Origin of the sequence: Methylophilus sp. (genome assembly GCF_035460085.1) — a bacterium.
GTDB lineage: Bacteria > Pseudomonadota > Gammaproteobacteria > Burkholderiales > Methylophilaceae > Methylophilus.
Genome location: NZ_DATHWZ010000023.1, coordinates 67,341 through 82,104, shown reverse-complemented (window position 1 = coordinate 82,104; position 14,764 = coordinate 67,341). Strand labels below are relative to the sequence as shown.

The window sequence follows — 14,764 nt, the reverse complement described above, 5'->3', positions numbered from 1 at the left end:
GCTGATTTATACTTGATGATAAAAGGCTGGGGATAGCACCTAGTATTGGCTACTGGCGGTTGCTAAAGAGGCTGCAGGCTTTAAATCAAACGCCACGCAGATACGTTCTGCATCCGCATTGAACGGGATGGTTCGGTGAAATAGTGATGAGGGGAAAAGCACGATATCCCCAACGCCGGGCTTGATGAAGTCCACAGGAAAGCTGTCATGGACTTTTGGGTAACCATCGCCATGCGTGCCATACTCAAAAGCTCCCTCCTTCGGGTCTTCCGTCTCTGGCATAGCCAGGTAAACCGCCCCGCTTATCCAGCCAATTTCATGGATATGTGCGTCCAGGTGTCCGCCTTTCTGCATCTTCACATACCACGAGCTGGTGAATTCAAGCGTTTCAGGGAAAAACGTGATCAATGCGCATTGCGCTTGCTGGAAGTGTTGCTGGTAATTGCGGAACTCGCGTTTTACCAGTTCACCTAAGGTGCGGAAAGCCGCTTCAGGTCGCTTGAACAGGTTGCCTGCAGATTGTTTGCCGTTGGTGAGCCGTGCCTGCTTGCGTTCCGCGATATCTGTCTGTGCAATATTCGCCAGTAACTCGGCCAGTAATGGGCTGCCGGGTGCCAGCTCGGGGATGCGGCGGTGGTAAACAAATTCCAGCCCGTTCGGACAGAACTGGTAAGGATCTTTTTCTTGATGGTTCAAGCTGTAATGCGTCGATAAAGTGGCAATAAAAGGCGCAGTATGCGGCCCTTGCTGCATCACCTCATAACGTAACTGTTTAAAAGCATCAAACTTTTCCGCCTGGTATAAACAATACAGCACCCTGGATTGCCAGTCGTCCAGGCGCGAGCGTTCAAAGTGTGGAATCGCTTCCTCAAAACGCTTAGCCAGATAAAGGAATTCACCCATATTGTAATTGGCGCCCGCATGCCCGGGATTTCGCTGAAGAGCTTGCTGATAATATTGCACTGCCCGGGTCATATCGCCCTGGTCACGCCAGGTTTCCCCGAGATTGTTATACGCATCTGTGTAATTGGGAAACAATGCGATGGCACGTTCATAGCTACCAACCGCTTCCTTTAATTGGCCCTTGTCACGCTGAGCAGTGGCCAGATTGAAGTATCCACGCGCATCTTGTGGTTGAAGACGCAAGCCAGTCTGATAGCAGCCAATCGCTTCGTCTAAACGACCTTGTTTCTGTAACAAGGTACCAAGATTTCCGTGCGCCTCAAAAAAAGATGGATTTAGGGCAATGGCTTGACGATAGGCTTGTTCAGCATCGGCAGGTCTATCCAGGTGCGTTAATACAATGGCATAGTTAAACCAAAGCTCGACGTTATTAGGTTGGAGCTTGAGCGCCTGCGCATATGCCTGTTCGGCCCCGGTAAATTGCTGGCTCTGATCTAATGCCAATGCCAGCAGATGATGCAATACAAATTCACGGGGGTATTGTGCGCACAATTGCCTGGCGCGATTGGCTACCGCAGCAAACTTGCTGGCATTAAGTTGTTGTATCAGTGCATTAATTTCTTGGGGAAGAGAAAGCGCCATCATGCAGAATTCCGGGACATAGTTACAATTTTGTAACATATTTTACAATTCTGCAATCCTTCACTATTTGAAAATCGTATATCTATTCAGTTTTACATGTGGTAAACGGTAAAAAAGAGCTATCCAGTCCAGTTAAAGGCTCTAATCCGGGGTACTGTTTATCCGGGCATGATGCGATAACTGTTTTAACAAGCGCACCGCGATTTTTGGCTCTTCCTGTAGTAAGTCTTCAATGGACTCAGCGTAGATCTCAATAATCGAAGCTTCTTCTGAAACAACAATAGCGCTAGCCGTCACCGGCTGGGCTGAAAACAAAGCGATGTCGCCAAAAAAATCGCCGGATTGCAAGATGCGGATGGTTTTTTCCGAATCATCCGCTTGACGTTGAACCAGGTGAAGCGTGCCCTCTACCACCATATAATAATGATGGTTTGCTTCACCCTGGTTAAAAACATAACTGCCTTGCGAGTAGGTTTTACCGTATTTGTGCATGAGTCTTTGCAGGTAATGCTGTTGATTGGGAAAGTCGTCGAACAACCCTTTCAGCAGTAACACATCTTTTTGCCTGAGCGTTACCATCAACTCGAAACCAATCAGGAAAATGGCAAAATTCAGGTAGAGCCAGCTGATGGAAACAAACATGGCTTTCATGCTGCCAAAAACAGCGCCGAAGTTTTTGTTAACACTCAGGAATAAACCAAACGCCGGTCTCATCAGCAACCATAGCCCGGCAGTCAAGAGTGCTGATATCAGTAAGTGCCGCCATTGCACATGCAGCGGACAAAACGTTCGGTAAAAACCCGCGATCAAAATCGTGGTCAATAATAAGGAAAGCACGCCGCCAACGAAGTTGATCAATGCGGAAGGTAAATGCACTGCAAGAAACACAATCACCGATTCCAGTACAAAGCCAGCCGCTGTAAACAGGAAAAAAACCAATAGCACACCTAATACAGCCAGCACGTCTCGGATCTTTTTATTCCAGAAAGACGGCACATCATGCCGACTGGAAATCAGGTAAAAGCTGGAGCGCATATTGGCTGCCAGCGGAGTGATGGTCCATAACAGAATAAAGAAACCGACTGCGCCCCACGCGGCTTTTGTCTGTGTGTTGTTATAGACTTCAATCATGATGCGCTGACTGAATTCCGGTAACAAATTACTGGTGAGTATGGCCAGCTTAACAATCGCATAATCAGATGAATACACCATGTGGCTGATCAAAAAGAAAATAAGAATGATCAGCGGAATCAGCGCAAACAGGGCATAAAAAGACAATGCGGCCGAGAGGCCCATCAGTCTATGCTTGCTGACCCCTTGCAGTGTGGTTTTGATGACAAATAGCGGAGTGGAATAAATATAGGGTGAAAAGTATTGCGCAAGTGCCTGCCATTGACTCTTGGCGCGCTTTGCGATTGTTTTTAACATTCATCAGGCCCCGGTTGCTCAATGGTTTATAAGGGCGAAAGCGATTTAAAGTGCTCAGTCGCGGCCAGTAATGCCTGGCAAGTCCCACTCTCCATCGCTGAATGTCCGGCGTCAGGCACCATCACCAGTGTTGCATGCGGCATCGCATGTGAAAGCTCCCAGGCTGTTTGCGGTGGGCAGACCATGTCATAGCGGCCTTGTACAATCATGGTGGGTATATGGCGCAGTGCCTTGGCTGCCGAATTCAGTAATTGATCGCCATCAACAAAACATCCATGCCGGATATAGTGGATTTGTACGCGTGCGCGCGCCAATTCAATAGCGCCATCTACAGTTGGACTGTCTTTACTCGTGCTATCTGGCTTAGGCGTTTCTTGTTTGGGAACGAGGCTCATGATGCTTGATTCAAACGCATTCCACCGGATCGCTGCCGGGATGCTGATGGTAGTATCGGCATTGAAGACTAGGCCTGCGTAATATTCCAGGATAGCCTCGTGCTGATCGTCGGGCACGTCTTGTAACAAGGTTTGCCAGGCTTCAGGGAAAAACAGCGCAACTGCTCCCAGGAACCATTGGATCTCCCGAGGCCTGCTTAAGAATATTCCTCTCAACACCAGGCTGATAATGTTGTCAGCATGTTGGGTCGCGTAGGCCAAAGCTAATGTGCTCCCCCATGAACCGCCGAATACATGCCACTGCTTGATATTCAGGTGGTTGCGAATGGTTTCGATGTCTGCAACCAGTGCCTGGGTGGTGTTTTCCAGTGTTTCACCAGCGGGCTGGCTGCGACCGCACCCGCGTTGATCAAACAAGATGATATGGTAATAAGCTGGGTCAAAAAAACGTCGCTGTGCTGGATTGCATCCACTGCCGGGCCCGCCATGTAAAAAAATAATAGGGATACCATTCGGATTGCCGCATTGCTCGATATAAATAGAATGTAAATCGCTGACTTTCAAAAGCGCAGAGTGGAAAGGCGTACATTCTGGATAGAGACTTAAAAGATTCATATTGCTTGTTTTCTTTTGGCTGTTTAATTAACTATATGATTTATTGAATATTTTTTCAAAGCGATTTTAGTGGGAAAAAATAACAAAATCAAAGCTGAAAAAAGTGTAACCAATTTGTAACTAAAGTGTTGCAATTGAAAACAAATTGTTCTATATTGCAATCCTCACATGCGGCAAAGTGTGAATTTCTACAGTTAGTCGGGAATTTTTCCCTAGCCGAGAATGTGTAAAGTATGCGGACAATTCAGTATGCCAATCCTAGTGGATGCAAATTGACCGTGTGCTTATATTAAACCCTTAGTTTCAACTTTGGAGATCAATATGCAAGTTAACAAAATCAAACTGGCTTTGGGCCTGGTAGCAGCGTTGCCAATGGTCGCATTTGCTGCTGCAGACCAAGAAGCTGCAATGAAAGATTCAAACAACTGGACACACCCACGCGGTAACTACTTCAACCAAGGTTACAGCAATCTGTCACAAATCAACAAAGGTAACGTTAAAAACCTGAAAGCTGCCTGGACATTCGCAACCGGTGTAAACCGTGGTCACGAAGGTTCACCAGTTGTTGTTGGTAACATGATGTATGTTCACACTGCTTTCCCAAACAACGTATACGCACTGGATCTGAACGACAATCAAAAAATCGTTTGGTCCTATTTCCCTAAACAAGACCCAAGCGTTCAAGCAGTTCTGTGCTGTGACAACGTATCTCGTGGTCTGGGCTACGGCGACGGTAAAATCTTCCTGCAACAAAACGACGGCGTTTTGATCGCTTTGGACGCAAAAACCGGTGCTAAAGTATGGGATGTTAAAAACACTGATCCAAAAGTCGGTGCTACTAACACTAATGCTCCACACGTTTACAAAGACAAAGTATTGACAGGTTGTTCAGGTGCTGAATTTGGCGTACGTTGCTTCCTGGCTGCTTACAACATCAAAGACGGTTCTTTGGCATGGAAAGCCTTCTCAACAGGCCCTGACGCTGAAGTTCTGATCGGTGCTGACTTCAACAAAGAAAACCCACAATACAATGCGCTGTCAGTTTACCAAGACGTAAACGGCGGTAACAAAGAAGGTGGTTCTTTCAAAAAATTAGCTAGCGATCAAATGAAAACTGGCGAAAAAGAACTGGGTACACGTACCTGGTTGAAACCACAGGCTGTTAAAGATGGCTGGCAACATGGTGGTGGTTCCGTATGGGGCTGGTGGCCATATGATGCTAAAACAAACCTGGTTTACTACGGTACTGGTAACCCATCTGTTTGGAACCCAGACGTACGTCCAGGCGACAACAAATGGTCTATGACAGTATTTGCACGTGATCTGGACACTGGCGTGGCTAAATGGGGCATGCAAATGACTCCACACGATGAGTGGGACTACGATGGCATTAACGAAGTGATCCTGTTCGACAAAGGTGGCAAAACATACGCATGGCACCATGACCGTAACGGTTTCATCTACACATGGCAAGCTAACAACGGTACATTGGTTGCTGCTGAAAAAGTACATCCATTTGTTAACTGGGCTAACAGCGTAGATATCAAAACTGGTGTGCCAGACAAATTGGCTTCAGCTTCTACTCACCAAGACTACAACGCTAAAGGTGTTTGCCCGGCTGCTTTGGGTACTAAAGACCAACAACCAGCTGCTTACTCACCAAAAACTGGTTTGATGTACACACCATTGAACCACGTTTGTATGACTTACGAGCCAGTTGAATCCAAATACGTTGCAGGTCAACCATGGGTTGGTGCTACATTGACCATGTTTGCTGGTCCTGACGGCGTGATGGGTGGTTTCGGTGCTTACGATCCGATGACCAACAAAAAAGTTTGGTACAACAAAGAGAAATTCTCTGCTTGGGGTGGTGCTCTGACTACTTCTACTAACATTGTGTTCTACGGTACTTTGGATCGTTGGTTGAAGGCTGTTGATGCACAAAATGGTAAAGAACTGTGGAAATTCCAAGTTGGTTCAGGTGTAATCGGTAACGCATTCACATACGGCCACAAAGGTAAACAATACGTTGGCGTACTGTCCGGTATCGGCGGTTGGGCTGGTGTTGCGATGAACCTGGGTATGACTAACGACACCGATGCACTGGGTGCTGCTGGTGGTTACAAAGAGTTGACAAAATACAACGCTGCTCCTGGCGGCGGTGCATTGAATGTATTCTCACTGTAATTTGAAATTTATTTCAAGTTAACTTAAGAAATACGTTGACTCCTCTAACACCCTGCTTCGGCAGGGTGTTTTTTTTCATGAAATTCATGATTAGTAAAAGCAAAATAAATTAAAGTAAGTTTTGGCTACAAATAGAAACTTATTCAAGATAAGATGATGGCTCTTGTCGTACGTTAGCAGAACTTTTGAACTAAAAAAGCACTCCAAAGACGACAGGTGAAAATCACAATAAGGATGAAATCAAGATGAAAATGACATGGAAGTTACTGGGTGCGATTGGTTTGGTGTGGGCAGTACAAACAACGGCATTTGCCGAAGAGATTGATATTCCCTCTATTAATCCAGATGAAGGCCGTATTGGCGAAGTGCGGCGTGTAGCAGATGAATCTGAATTCAAGGTCTGTTCTGACCCGGAGAATATGCCTTATTCCAATATCAAACTGGAAGGCTTTGAAGACAAAATTGCGAAAGTGCTGGCTGATGACCTGGGAAAAAAACTGACCTTCCAGTATGCCTATAACCGTCAGGGTTTTTTGCGCAATACGATTAACGCCATGCGATGTGATGTGATTATCGGCATGACTTCAGATTTTGATGGCTTGCGTACCTCCAAGCCTTACTATCGTTCCGGCCACGTCTTCGTATGGCGCAAAGATAGTAATTACGATATTACCAACTGGGATTCCCCGGATCTGAAAAAGGGTATCATCGGTATCGTGGACAAAAGTCCGGCTACTATTCCTCTCAATGATTACAACTTGATGACCAATGCAAGACCCTATCGTTTGCAGCGTGATTTGAATCTGCCGACCAGCTTTGTGATTGATGATCTGGTTGCTGGAAAAATTGACGTGGCAATTATGTGGGGTCCGATAGCTGGTTACTATGCAAAACAATCCAAGGTGCCACTCGAAGTTCGTTTGATTCCTGAATACAACAAAGTGAATCTAAAAGGTAAGGAATACTGGAATATTTCAGTTGCCGTGAGGATGAAAGACAAAGACCGCATCAAAATGATCAATGAAGCCTTGGAGCGTAATAAAGACAAGATCGATGCGATCCTGAAAGAATATGGTATTCCAACCGTGCCTGTGGTTGATGGCGACAGTGTGTACAAAAAATAACAGTGAATTGAAAAAATATTATAAACAGGCCTTGATTAATGACAATGGAAAAAAAACCCAGTAAAATCGAGCACTTGTTTTGAAGCGGTCACGTGAAAGATTCTGAGTATTATTCGGAAATATTCGTCAACCGTTTCTGAAACGATTCGTTAAATGAGCATGCGTTAATTATTTGGTTATTTAATTAACGCCGCTCATTTTGTTTAGGATTAGGAGACAACATGTTTGGGAACACAATTAAATCAGCATTGGTGGTTTCTCTGCTGACATTTGCTACAAGCGCGATGGCTGATATCACATTATCTGCTACTCAAGATGGATCAACTATCAGCGTCGATAAAGCCATGTTTGATACAGACGCAGCTAAAGAATTTTTGGCTACTGGTAAAAACCCTTACATCGGTAATGAGGAAGCCATTAAAAAAGGCAAAAAGATTTTCAATCTGTACTCTTGTGTAGCCTGTCATGGTGGTAAAGGTGAGGGCGCAGTGGGTCCTGGTTTGATTGGCGCAAACTTCCGTTATGCCAAGAATGCAACCAATAAAGGTATGTTTGAAACCATCTGGCACGGTACTAATGGCGGTATGGGTGCCAAGGGCTTTGGTCTGATGGCTCCAGATGATGGTTTGAAGCCAGATGAAGTGTTGAAGGTAATTGCTTTTATTCGTAGCAACAGCAACGTAAAGATGACTGGTAACGAATAATAATAATGCTCACTTAAAACGGTCACCTTGGTGACCGTTTTTTGTTTTTATGGCACAATGATTCAGTCGGTTTTATCAATAATAAAAACAATAAAACTGTTTTATTTTAAAGAACATCCAAGTGAATCTATGGGGGAAATCATGAGAAGTTTGTTGTTAATGTCAGTTCTCGCTACGTTATTGGTAGCATGTGGTAATGATGGTCAGTCAGGCTCAGGCTCTGAGGCCTCTGCAGAAGATATCAAGGCCATTAAATTTGAGGCTACCCAGGATGGGCAGCCGTTACAAATCGATGTCAAAATGTTTGATACTCCGGCTGCGAAAGAGTTTTTAAGCACAGGTAAAAATCCCTACATTGGTAAAGAAGATGCAATCAAGGAAGGCAAAAAGAAATTTAACCTGTTTTCCTGCGTGGCTTGCCACGGTGGTCACGGTGAAGGCGCGGTTGGGCCAGGCCTGATCGGTGAAAACTTCCGTTATGCCAAAAATGCAACTAATAAAGGCATGTTTGAGACCATATGGCATGGTACAAATGGCGGCATGGGTGCCAAAGGTTTTGGCCTGATGGCACCTGATGATGGTTTAAAACCAGATGACGTATTGAAAGTGATCGCTTTTATTCGCAGTCATGCCAAAATCACGGGTAACGAATAGCGGTATAATGGTGTTGTTGTGCGCGCTTGGCAGTACGGCAGGCGCGCTTTTTTTATTGAAGGATATAGTGTGACGGATGAAAATAATTTGCACCATGTCATCATCGTAGGTGGTGGCGCAGGTGGACTGGAGTTGGCGACAAAACTGGGAGATTCCCTTGGGAAAAAGAACAAGGCTCTCATCACGCTGATTGATAGCACCAGAACACATGTATGGAAACCGTTATTGCATGAAATCGCAGCTGGCAGCATGGATCCGGATCGTCATGAACTGGATTACCTGGCACAGGCGCATTGGCATCATTTCAAGTTCCGCCTGGGACGTATGGATGGCTTGAATCGAGCCACGCGTGAAGTTAGTCTGGCGCCCTTTATGGACGAAGATGGCAATGAAGTCATCGCACGCCGTACCTTTAAATATGACACCTTGATCATTGCCGTTGGTAGTACTACTAATGATTTTGGCATTAACGGTGCACGTGAATACTCACTAGCACTGGATACACATTCCCAAGCGCAACGCTTCCACCGTTATCTGCATAACGCATTATTACGTGCACAGACACAGACTGAAGCCTTGAAACCTGGTCAACTGGAAGTCGCCATTGTAGGCGCGGGTGCTACTGGTGTTGAACTGGCTGCCGAGTTGCACAACACGACGCGTGAATTAACTGCCTATGGGTTAGACAAGATTGATCCTGACCGGGATGTAAAGATATCGCTGATTGAAGCTAGCGACCGGATTTTGCCGGCGCTGCCAAACAAGCTTTCTTACGCCGTGGATGTTGAGTTACGTAAACTAAGGGTCAACGTCTTTACCGGCGAACGGGTGACTGAAGTTTCTCCCAAAGGCGTCACCACTCACAGTGGTCGCTTTATTCCTGCGGAGCTCGTGGTGTGGGCGGCGGGCATTAAAGCGCCGGATTTCCTCAAGGATATTGATGGTCTGGAGACGAATAGAATTAATCAGCTAGTCGTCAACCAGCATCTGCAAACCACGCGGGATGAAAATATTTTCGCCTTTGGTGATTGTGCCGCCTGCCCATGGCTGGGGCACGATACGACAGTGCCGCCACGCGCACAAGCAGCGCATCAGGAAGCATCATTGTTGGTAAAAACAGTAAAAGCGCGTGTTGCTGGCAAAGAATCGCTACCGGAGTTTCATTACCGCGATTACGGTTCACTGGTCAACTTGGGTAAATATTCGACTGTAGGCAGTTTGATGGGCGCAGTGGCAGGTGGCAGCATGTACATTCAAGGTTTATTTGCCAGAGTGATGTACCGTAGCCTGTATAAAATGCATTTGATGGCATTGCATGGTGTGCTGGCGGTGATTGTGCACAGTATTGGCCGCCTCATTTCAAGACGTACCGAGCCGCATGTGAAACTGCACTAATTATTAAACATTACAAAGAATCATAAAATACAGGGCGCATGAAGCGCCCTGTATTTTATTCAAAGCAGCTTAATGTTGAATTTGTTTCCGGTAGACGAATGTGATCAATGACATGCTGATAATAATAAACGCGCCAAAGATCGCAACAATGGTATTAATCTCGAACTTTGCACCTACCATCCAGGTATAAGCGCCCAGCAACAACAAGATGCCAATATTTTCGTTAAAGTTTTGCACTGCGATCGAGTGCCCAGCGCCAAGTAAATGATGTCCGCGGTGTTGCAGCAGTGAGTTAAGCGGCACCAGGAAGTAGCCGGATAAAACGCCAATCACAAACAGTAAGGCGGCCGCTACAATCGGGTTGGTGATCAATACCATGCTGATGACCAGAATGCCCATGTAAATCCCGGCCGGCAGCACTTTCACTGCATTCTCCAATTGTACGTATCGCGAAGCGATAATTGAGCCTACAGCAATGCCGACGGCCAGGATCGCAATCAGGTAAGTGGCTTCCTGCTGTGTAAACCCGAGCTTTACATCGGCCCATTTTAAGACCACAAACTGTAAAGTGGCCCCTGCACCCCAAAACAGCGTCGTCACTGCCAGTGAAACCTGTCCTTGAGGGTCTTTCCATAAGGTAACAAACGCATGCCAGAAGTCTTTTAATAGAAACCTCAGGGTTTTTTGTTCTACCTTGTGGTCAATAGGTACTTTAGGAATAAAGTAGTTAAAGGCTGCTGCCATTAAATAAAGCAGGGTGATAAATGCAATCCCTACATAAGGGCTGGTCGCCGCTGCAATGGTCGAGCCAAATACTGGCCCTAGAATAATTGCGGTAACTGTCGTGCCTTCCATCCATGCGTTGGCTTTAATCAATAAATGTGAAGGCAGCATTTCGGTCAGGATGCCATATTTGGCAGGGGAGTAAGCCGCAGCGCCGATACCGACCACGGCGTAGGCGTATAGTGGCGGTACACCTGCCAGAGCCAGTAAACAACCTACGAACTTCAGGCCATTGCTCAAGAACATGACGCGGCCTTTGGGGAGGGCGTCTGCAAAAGGGCCTACAAAGGGCGCCAGCAGAATATAGGAAATAACGAAGAACTCGCGCAACAGGGGTTCGTGCCAAGTGGGAGCATTCAGTTGCGCGAGCAGCGCAATGGCTGCAAATAACAGCGCATTATCCGCGATTGCCGATAAAAACTGGGCAATCAGTAATGTATAAAAGCCTTTGACCATGACAGCAGGGCAGACGAACGTCTACAAAACCTCTGCCGCAAAATCAGCCAGGCGTGAGCGCTCGCCGCGAATCAAGGTGATATGGCCGTTGTGCTCCCAGTTTTTGAAGCGGTCGACCACATAAGTGAGGCCTGAGCTACCTTCTGTCAGGTATGGGGTATCAATTTGTGCGATATTACCCAAACAAACCACTTTGGTACCGGGGCCAGCACGTGTAATCAACGTTTTCATTTGTTTAGGCGTCAGGTTTTGTGCTTCATCAATTATCAGGAATTTATTCAGGAAAGTACGGCCACGCATAAAGTTTAGAGACTTGATCTTGATTCGCGTGCGGATCAGGTCTTGCGTTGCAGCACGGCCCCATTCACCGACATCTTCATCTGTCTTGTTTAGCACATCCAGGTTGTCTTCCAGGGCACCCATCCATGGTGCCATTTTCTCTTCTTCCGTCCCTGGTAAAAAACCGATGTCTTCACCTACCGGCACGGTGACACGGGTCATGATGATTTCAGAATAGCGTTTTTTATCCAAGGTTTGTGTCAGTGCGGCAGCCAGGGTCAATAATGTTTTACCGGTACCGGCCTGGCCGAGCAACGTGACAAAGTCAATGTCAGGATCCATCAACAGGTTCAAGGCAAAATTCTGTTCGCGGTTACGTGCGGTAATGCCCCACACATTATGCTTGGGGTTCGCGTGATCGTGCACCACTTCAAGCACAGCAGAGTTATCTTCAAGTTTGCGGACTATCGCATGAAATGGTTTATTGAATTCATAAAATACAAACTCATTGATCAGCAATGATTTGACAATCGGTCCATTGATCTTGTAAAACATACGCCCTGCTTCCTGCCAGGAGTGCATGTCTTTGCTATGCTCCTCCCAGAAGTTTTCCGGTAGCTCACGCAAGCCGGTGTACAACATGTCGCTGTCTTCCAGCACTTTGTCATTGAAGTAATCTTCGGAAGGCACACCCATGGCGCGTGCCTTGATGCGGATATTGATATCCTTACTGACCAGGATGACGTTGCGGTCCGGGGTTTGCTTTTTGAGTGACAGAACCACGCTGATAATCTGGTTATCGGCTTTGCTGCCTGCCAGTCCTGGCAGATCTGTAGGGACATGTTCTGTCTGGAAAAACAGTTTTCCTGGCAGGTGGCGATTACCCTTGATCGCTAGCGAACAGCCAGCTTCCAAGTTGTTAGTATCGGCACTACCCATGATTTCTTCCAGAAAACGGCTGGCTTGGCGCGCATTGCGGGCAACTTCCGTCAGCCCTTTTTTGCCATTATCCAGCTCTTCCAGGGTCACCATTGGCAAATACACGTCATGTTCTTCGAACCGGAACAGCGATGAAGGATCGTGCATCAATACATTTGTATCCAGAACGAACAGCTTAGTTTGTGGAACACGTGCCATAGAAAATCACTTTATGAGTGGAAAGATTGGATAGTGGCCAGCACTTCTGCGGCATGGCCATCGACTTTAACACCGCGCCATTCGCGGATGATGTTGCCTTTAGGGTCAATTAAAAACGTGCTACGCTCAATGCCACGTACCTGTTTGCCGTACATGTTTTTCATTTTAATGACATTAAACGCCTGGCAGGCAATCTCTTCGCTATCGGAGATAAGCTCAAACGGAAATGTGTATTTGGTTTTGAAGTTTTCATGCGATTTGAGCGTATCACGCGAAATCCCGAAAACCACTGCATCGGCCGCAGTGAATTCGTCGTGCATGTCACGGAATTGAACGCCTTGTGTAGTACAGCCGGGCGTGGCGTCTTTGGGATAAAAATACAAAACAACATATTTTCCCAAATAGTCACTGACTTTGAATTGAAGGCCGGAGGTTGCTGGCAAGGATAACGCGGGAGCTGGTGAATTCAACATAATATTCGTGGCAAATGCTTAATCACATTGTTGATAAAAAAACAAAATTAAGCAAGCAGAAAAAGAAAATTAGTAGCTTACGCAATATCGCTTCAAATCAGGCCAGGTTACTGGGGTAATGAAATAGTGATGCGGGTGCCCTTACCTACCTGGCTGTCAAACTGCATGGCGCCGCCAAGCTCTTCGCAGACTTTAAATGCGAAAGGGATGCCAAGGCCGGTGCCAAACCTTTTAGTGGTTGGTCCCGGTGTGATGGCATGCGGGTCCGGTTTGAAAGGCATGCCGGGACCTTGGTCGATGATGACCAAGGTGAGTATATTGTCCAAAAGCGCACATTGGATGTGAATCGCTGAGCCTTTGGGAGAAGCTTCCGAGGCATTGAGCAACAAGTTGTAGAGCATTTGTTCCAGCAGGTGCTCATCAGTCAATATCAGGCGTTTGATATTGGCACTGTTTTCTACCACTTTGATATTTTTTTCACTAAGCTTGGGTTGCAGCGTCATGATTGCGCCTTGCACAATCGAAGAAAGCATCAGCTGGTTCAACATCGGTTTGATCGGGTGCAAATAAGAAAGCAGGCTGCCGGTCCAGCGTTCCAGGCGGTCAACGGTATGGATAATACCCAGTACCGATTCCTGCGTATCTTTATCCGGTGCGTCAATCACCTGGGCTGTGGCGCGGATACTCGCCAGCGGGTTGCGGATGTTATGTGCCAGCATCGGTACCAGCAGCCCCAGTGCCGCCTGTTTTTCACTTTTGACCAGGGCATCCCGACTCAAAGCCAGGTCCTCCGCCATCTTATTGATTTCTTTGGATAACACAGCCAGCTCTTCCGCGCCCATTTCAGGGACCTGGTGGCTAAGGTTGCCGGCACTGATGGCATTGGTCGCAATCATGATGTCATTGATGGGGTTGACGATGGATCGTTTTAAAATCCGCCGTGAATAAATAATCAGCACACAGGCAAGTAACAGGGGCAGTGACAACACTGCAATCGAGCTACTCCTCGCATCTTCCAGGCGATTTTTAATCTCACTTTGCTTGATCATCAACAGGTGTTCGGCCCGTTTGGATACTTCTTCATAGTGCGTGAAAATGCCTGTTTCAATATCCTGGTAAATGGATTTTTGTGCCTGCTTGTTGGGGTTGTTTTGATAACGGTAGAACAGGGTAGGTGCTTCATTCACCAATCTGCGGTATTTGCTCTCGATTTCACTGAGGGCGGTTCTTTCTTCCTCATCAATCGCTATCTCTTGCAAACGGTGCAAATGCAGCAGGATAGAGCTGGTGTAGTGGTTATATTCATTCAGGGCATTCTCTTCCTGCAGGAAAAAAGCATCAAACAATTCTTTTACCTGGCGATATAAATCACCCCTGACCAGATAAATTTCCTGGATAACAATGTTGATACGCTGAGATTGCTTGGAGGCTTTATCCCATAGATAAATGCCATAGCCGCCGCTTGCAACTGCCAGAATGATCAGCGCAATAAAATAGAGGTCATGAAACAGCAGCAAATGCCTGAGGGACTTGCCATAAGTCCGCTGCGTAAAAGCCGTTTTGAGTTTTCTGCTGGAAAGTGCCATATT

The 14,764-nt window shown here is 46.5% G+C and carries 12 protein-coding genes; 5 read left to right on the top strand and 7 right to left on the bottom strand.

What is annotated here, in order from left to right; translation table 11 throughout:
- Positions 1–39 precede the first annotated feature (39 nt).
- From VK958_RS04045 to pip, 3 genes are all read right to left on the bottom strand, one after another.
- Positions 40–1,545 (bottom strand): tetratricopeptide repeat protein, encoded by a 1,506-nt coding sequence (locus VK958_RS04045; protein WP_414683840.1) that lies wholly within the window; start codon positions 1,543–1,545, stop codon positions 40–42.
- A 141-nt stretch (positions 1,546–1,686) separates the two neighbouring features.
- On the bottom strand, positions 1,687–2,973 hold the full coding sequence (locus VK958_RS04040; protein WP_325239195.1) for a YhjD/YihY/BrkB family envelope integrity protein: 1,287 nt from the start codon (positions 2,971–2,973) through the stop codon (positions 1,687–1,689).
- A gap of 26 nt (positions 2,974–2,999) precedes the next feature.
- Positions 3,000–3,983, bottom strand: a complete 984-nt coding sequence (gene pip / locus VK958_RS04035) for a prolyl aminopeptidase (RefSeq protein WP_325239194.1) — start codon at positions 3,981–3,983, stop codon at positions 3,000–3,002.
- A 321-nt stretch (positions 3,984–4,304) separates the two neighbouring features.
- Between pip and VK958_RS04030 the strand changes: the two genes are divergently transcribed.
- From VK958_RS04030 to VK958_RS04010, 5 genes are all read left to right on the top strand, one after another.
- Positions 4,305–6,170, top strand: a complete 1,866-nt coding sequence (locus VK958_RS04030) for a PQQ-dependent dehydrogenase, methanol/ethanol family (protein WP_325239192.1) — start codon at positions 4,305–4,307, stop codon at positions 6,168–6,170.
- Between the two features lie 245 nt (positions 6,171–6,415).
- A complete protein-coding gene (locus tag VK958_RS04025; RefSeq protein WP_325239191.1) occupies positions 6,416–7,294 on the top strand; it encodes a quinoprotein dehydrogenase-associated putative ABC transporter substrate-binding protein in 879 nt (292 codons plus the stop codon).
- A 221-nt stretch (positions 7,295–7,515) separates the two neighbouring features.
- Positions 7,516–7,998 (top strand): cytochrome c, encoded by a 483-nt coding sequence (locus VK958_RS04020; RefSeq protein ID WP_325239190.1) that lies wholly within the window; start codon positions 7,516–7,518, stop codon positions 7,996–7,998.
- 141 nt (positions 7,999–8,139) lie between these two features.
- Positions 8,140–8,652, top strand: coding sequence for a c-type cytochrome (locus VK958_RS04015; protein ID WP_325239189.1), 513 nt, complete (start codon positions 8,140–8,142; stop codon positions 8,650–8,652).
- A gap of 69 nt (positions 8,653–8,721) precedes the next feature.
- Complete coding sequence (locus VK958_RS04010; protein ID WP_325239187.1) at positions 8,722–10,047, top strand: NAD(P)/FAD-dependent oxidoreductase; 1,326 nt, start codon at positions 8,722–8,724, stop codon at positions 10,045–10,047.
- Positions 10,048–10,116: 69 nt separating this feature from the next.
- Here VK958_RS04010 and lplT read toward each other — a convergent pair whose 3' ends face one another.
- The 4 genes from lplT to VK958_RS03990 all read right to left on the bottom strand — a co-directional run bounded on the left by lplT (position 10,117) and on the right by VK958_RS03990 (position 14,761).
- Positions 10,117–11,286, bottom strand: a complete 1,170-nt coding sequence (lplT, locus tag VK958_RS04005; RefSeq protein WP_325239186.1) for a lysophospholipid transporter LplT — start codon at positions 11,284–11,286, stop codon at positions 10,117–10,119.
- A 21-nt stretch (positions 11,287–11,307) separates the two neighbouring features.
- Positions 11,308–12,702: a PhoH family protein gene (locus VK958_RS04000; RefSeq protein ID WP_325239184.1), complete on the bottom strand. Its 1,395-nt coding sequence runs from the start codon at positions 12,700–12,702 to the stop codon at positions 11,308–11,310.
- Positions 12,703–12,713: 11 nt separating this feature from the next.
- Positions 12,714–13,175, bottom strand: a complete 462-nt coding sequence (locus tag VK958_RS03995) for a peroxiredoxin (protein ID WP_325239182.1) — start codon at positions 13,173–13,175, stop codon at positions 12,714–12,716.
- Positions 13,176–13,282: 107 nt separating this feature from the next.
- Positions 13,283–14,761 (bottom strand): sensor histidine kinase, encoded by a 1,479-nt coding sequence (locus VK958_RS03990; RefSeq protein WP_325239181.1) that lies wholly within the window; start codon positions 14,759–14,761, stop codon positions 13,283–13,285.
- Positions 14,762–14,764 lie beyond the last annotated feature (3 nt).

What these genes read in the sequence shown, in the direction of transcription:
- VK958_RS04045 (WP_414683840.1), bottom strand. Translation starts at nt 1,545, where the DNA reads ATGGCGCTTTCTCTTCCCCAAGAAATTAATGCACTGATACAACAACTT.
- VK958_RS04040 (WP_325239195.1), bottom strand. Translation starts at nt 2,973, where the DNA reads ATGTTAAAAACAATCGCAAAGCGCGCCAAGAGTCAATGGCAGGCACTT.
- pip (WP_325239194.1), bottom strand. Translation starts at nt 3,983, where the DNA reads ATGAATCTTTTAAGTCTCTATCCAGAATGTACGCCTTTCCACTCTGCG.
- VK958_RS04030 (WP_325239192.1), top strand. Translation starts at nt 4,305, where the DNA reads ATGCAAGTTAACAAAATCAAACTGGCTTTGGGCCTGGTAGCAGCGTTG.
- VK958_RS04025 (WP_325239191.1), top strand. Translation starts at nt 6,416, where the DNA reads ATGAAAATGACATGGAAGTTACTGGGTGCGATTGGTTTGGTGTGGGCA.
- VK958_RS04020 (WP_325239190.1), top strand. Translation starts at nt 7,516, where the DNA reads ATGTTTGGGAACACAATTAAATCAGCATTGGTGGTTTCTCTGCTGACA.
- VK958_RS04015 (WP_325239189.1), top strand. Translation starts at nt 8,140, where the DNA reads ATGAGAAGTTTGTTGTTAATGTCAGTTCTCGCTACGTTATTGGTAGCA.
- lplT (WP_325239186.1), bottom strand. Translation starts at nt 11,286, where the DNA reads ATGGTCAAAGGCTTTTATACATTACTGATTGCCCAGTTTTTATCGGCA.
- VK958_RS04000 (WP_325239184.1), bottom strand. Translation starts at nt 12,702, where the DNA reads ATGGCACGTGTTCCACAAACTAAGCTGTTCGTTCTGGATACAAATGTA.
- VK958_RS03995 (WP_325239182.1), bottom strand. Translation starts at nt 13,175, where the DNA reads ATGTTGAATTCACCAGCTCCCGCGTTATCCTTGCCAGCAACCTCCGGC.
- VK958_RS03990 (WP_325239181.1), bottom strand. Translation starts at nt 14,761, where the DNA reads ATGGCACTTTCCAGCAGAAAACTCAAAACGGCTTTTACGCAGCGGACT.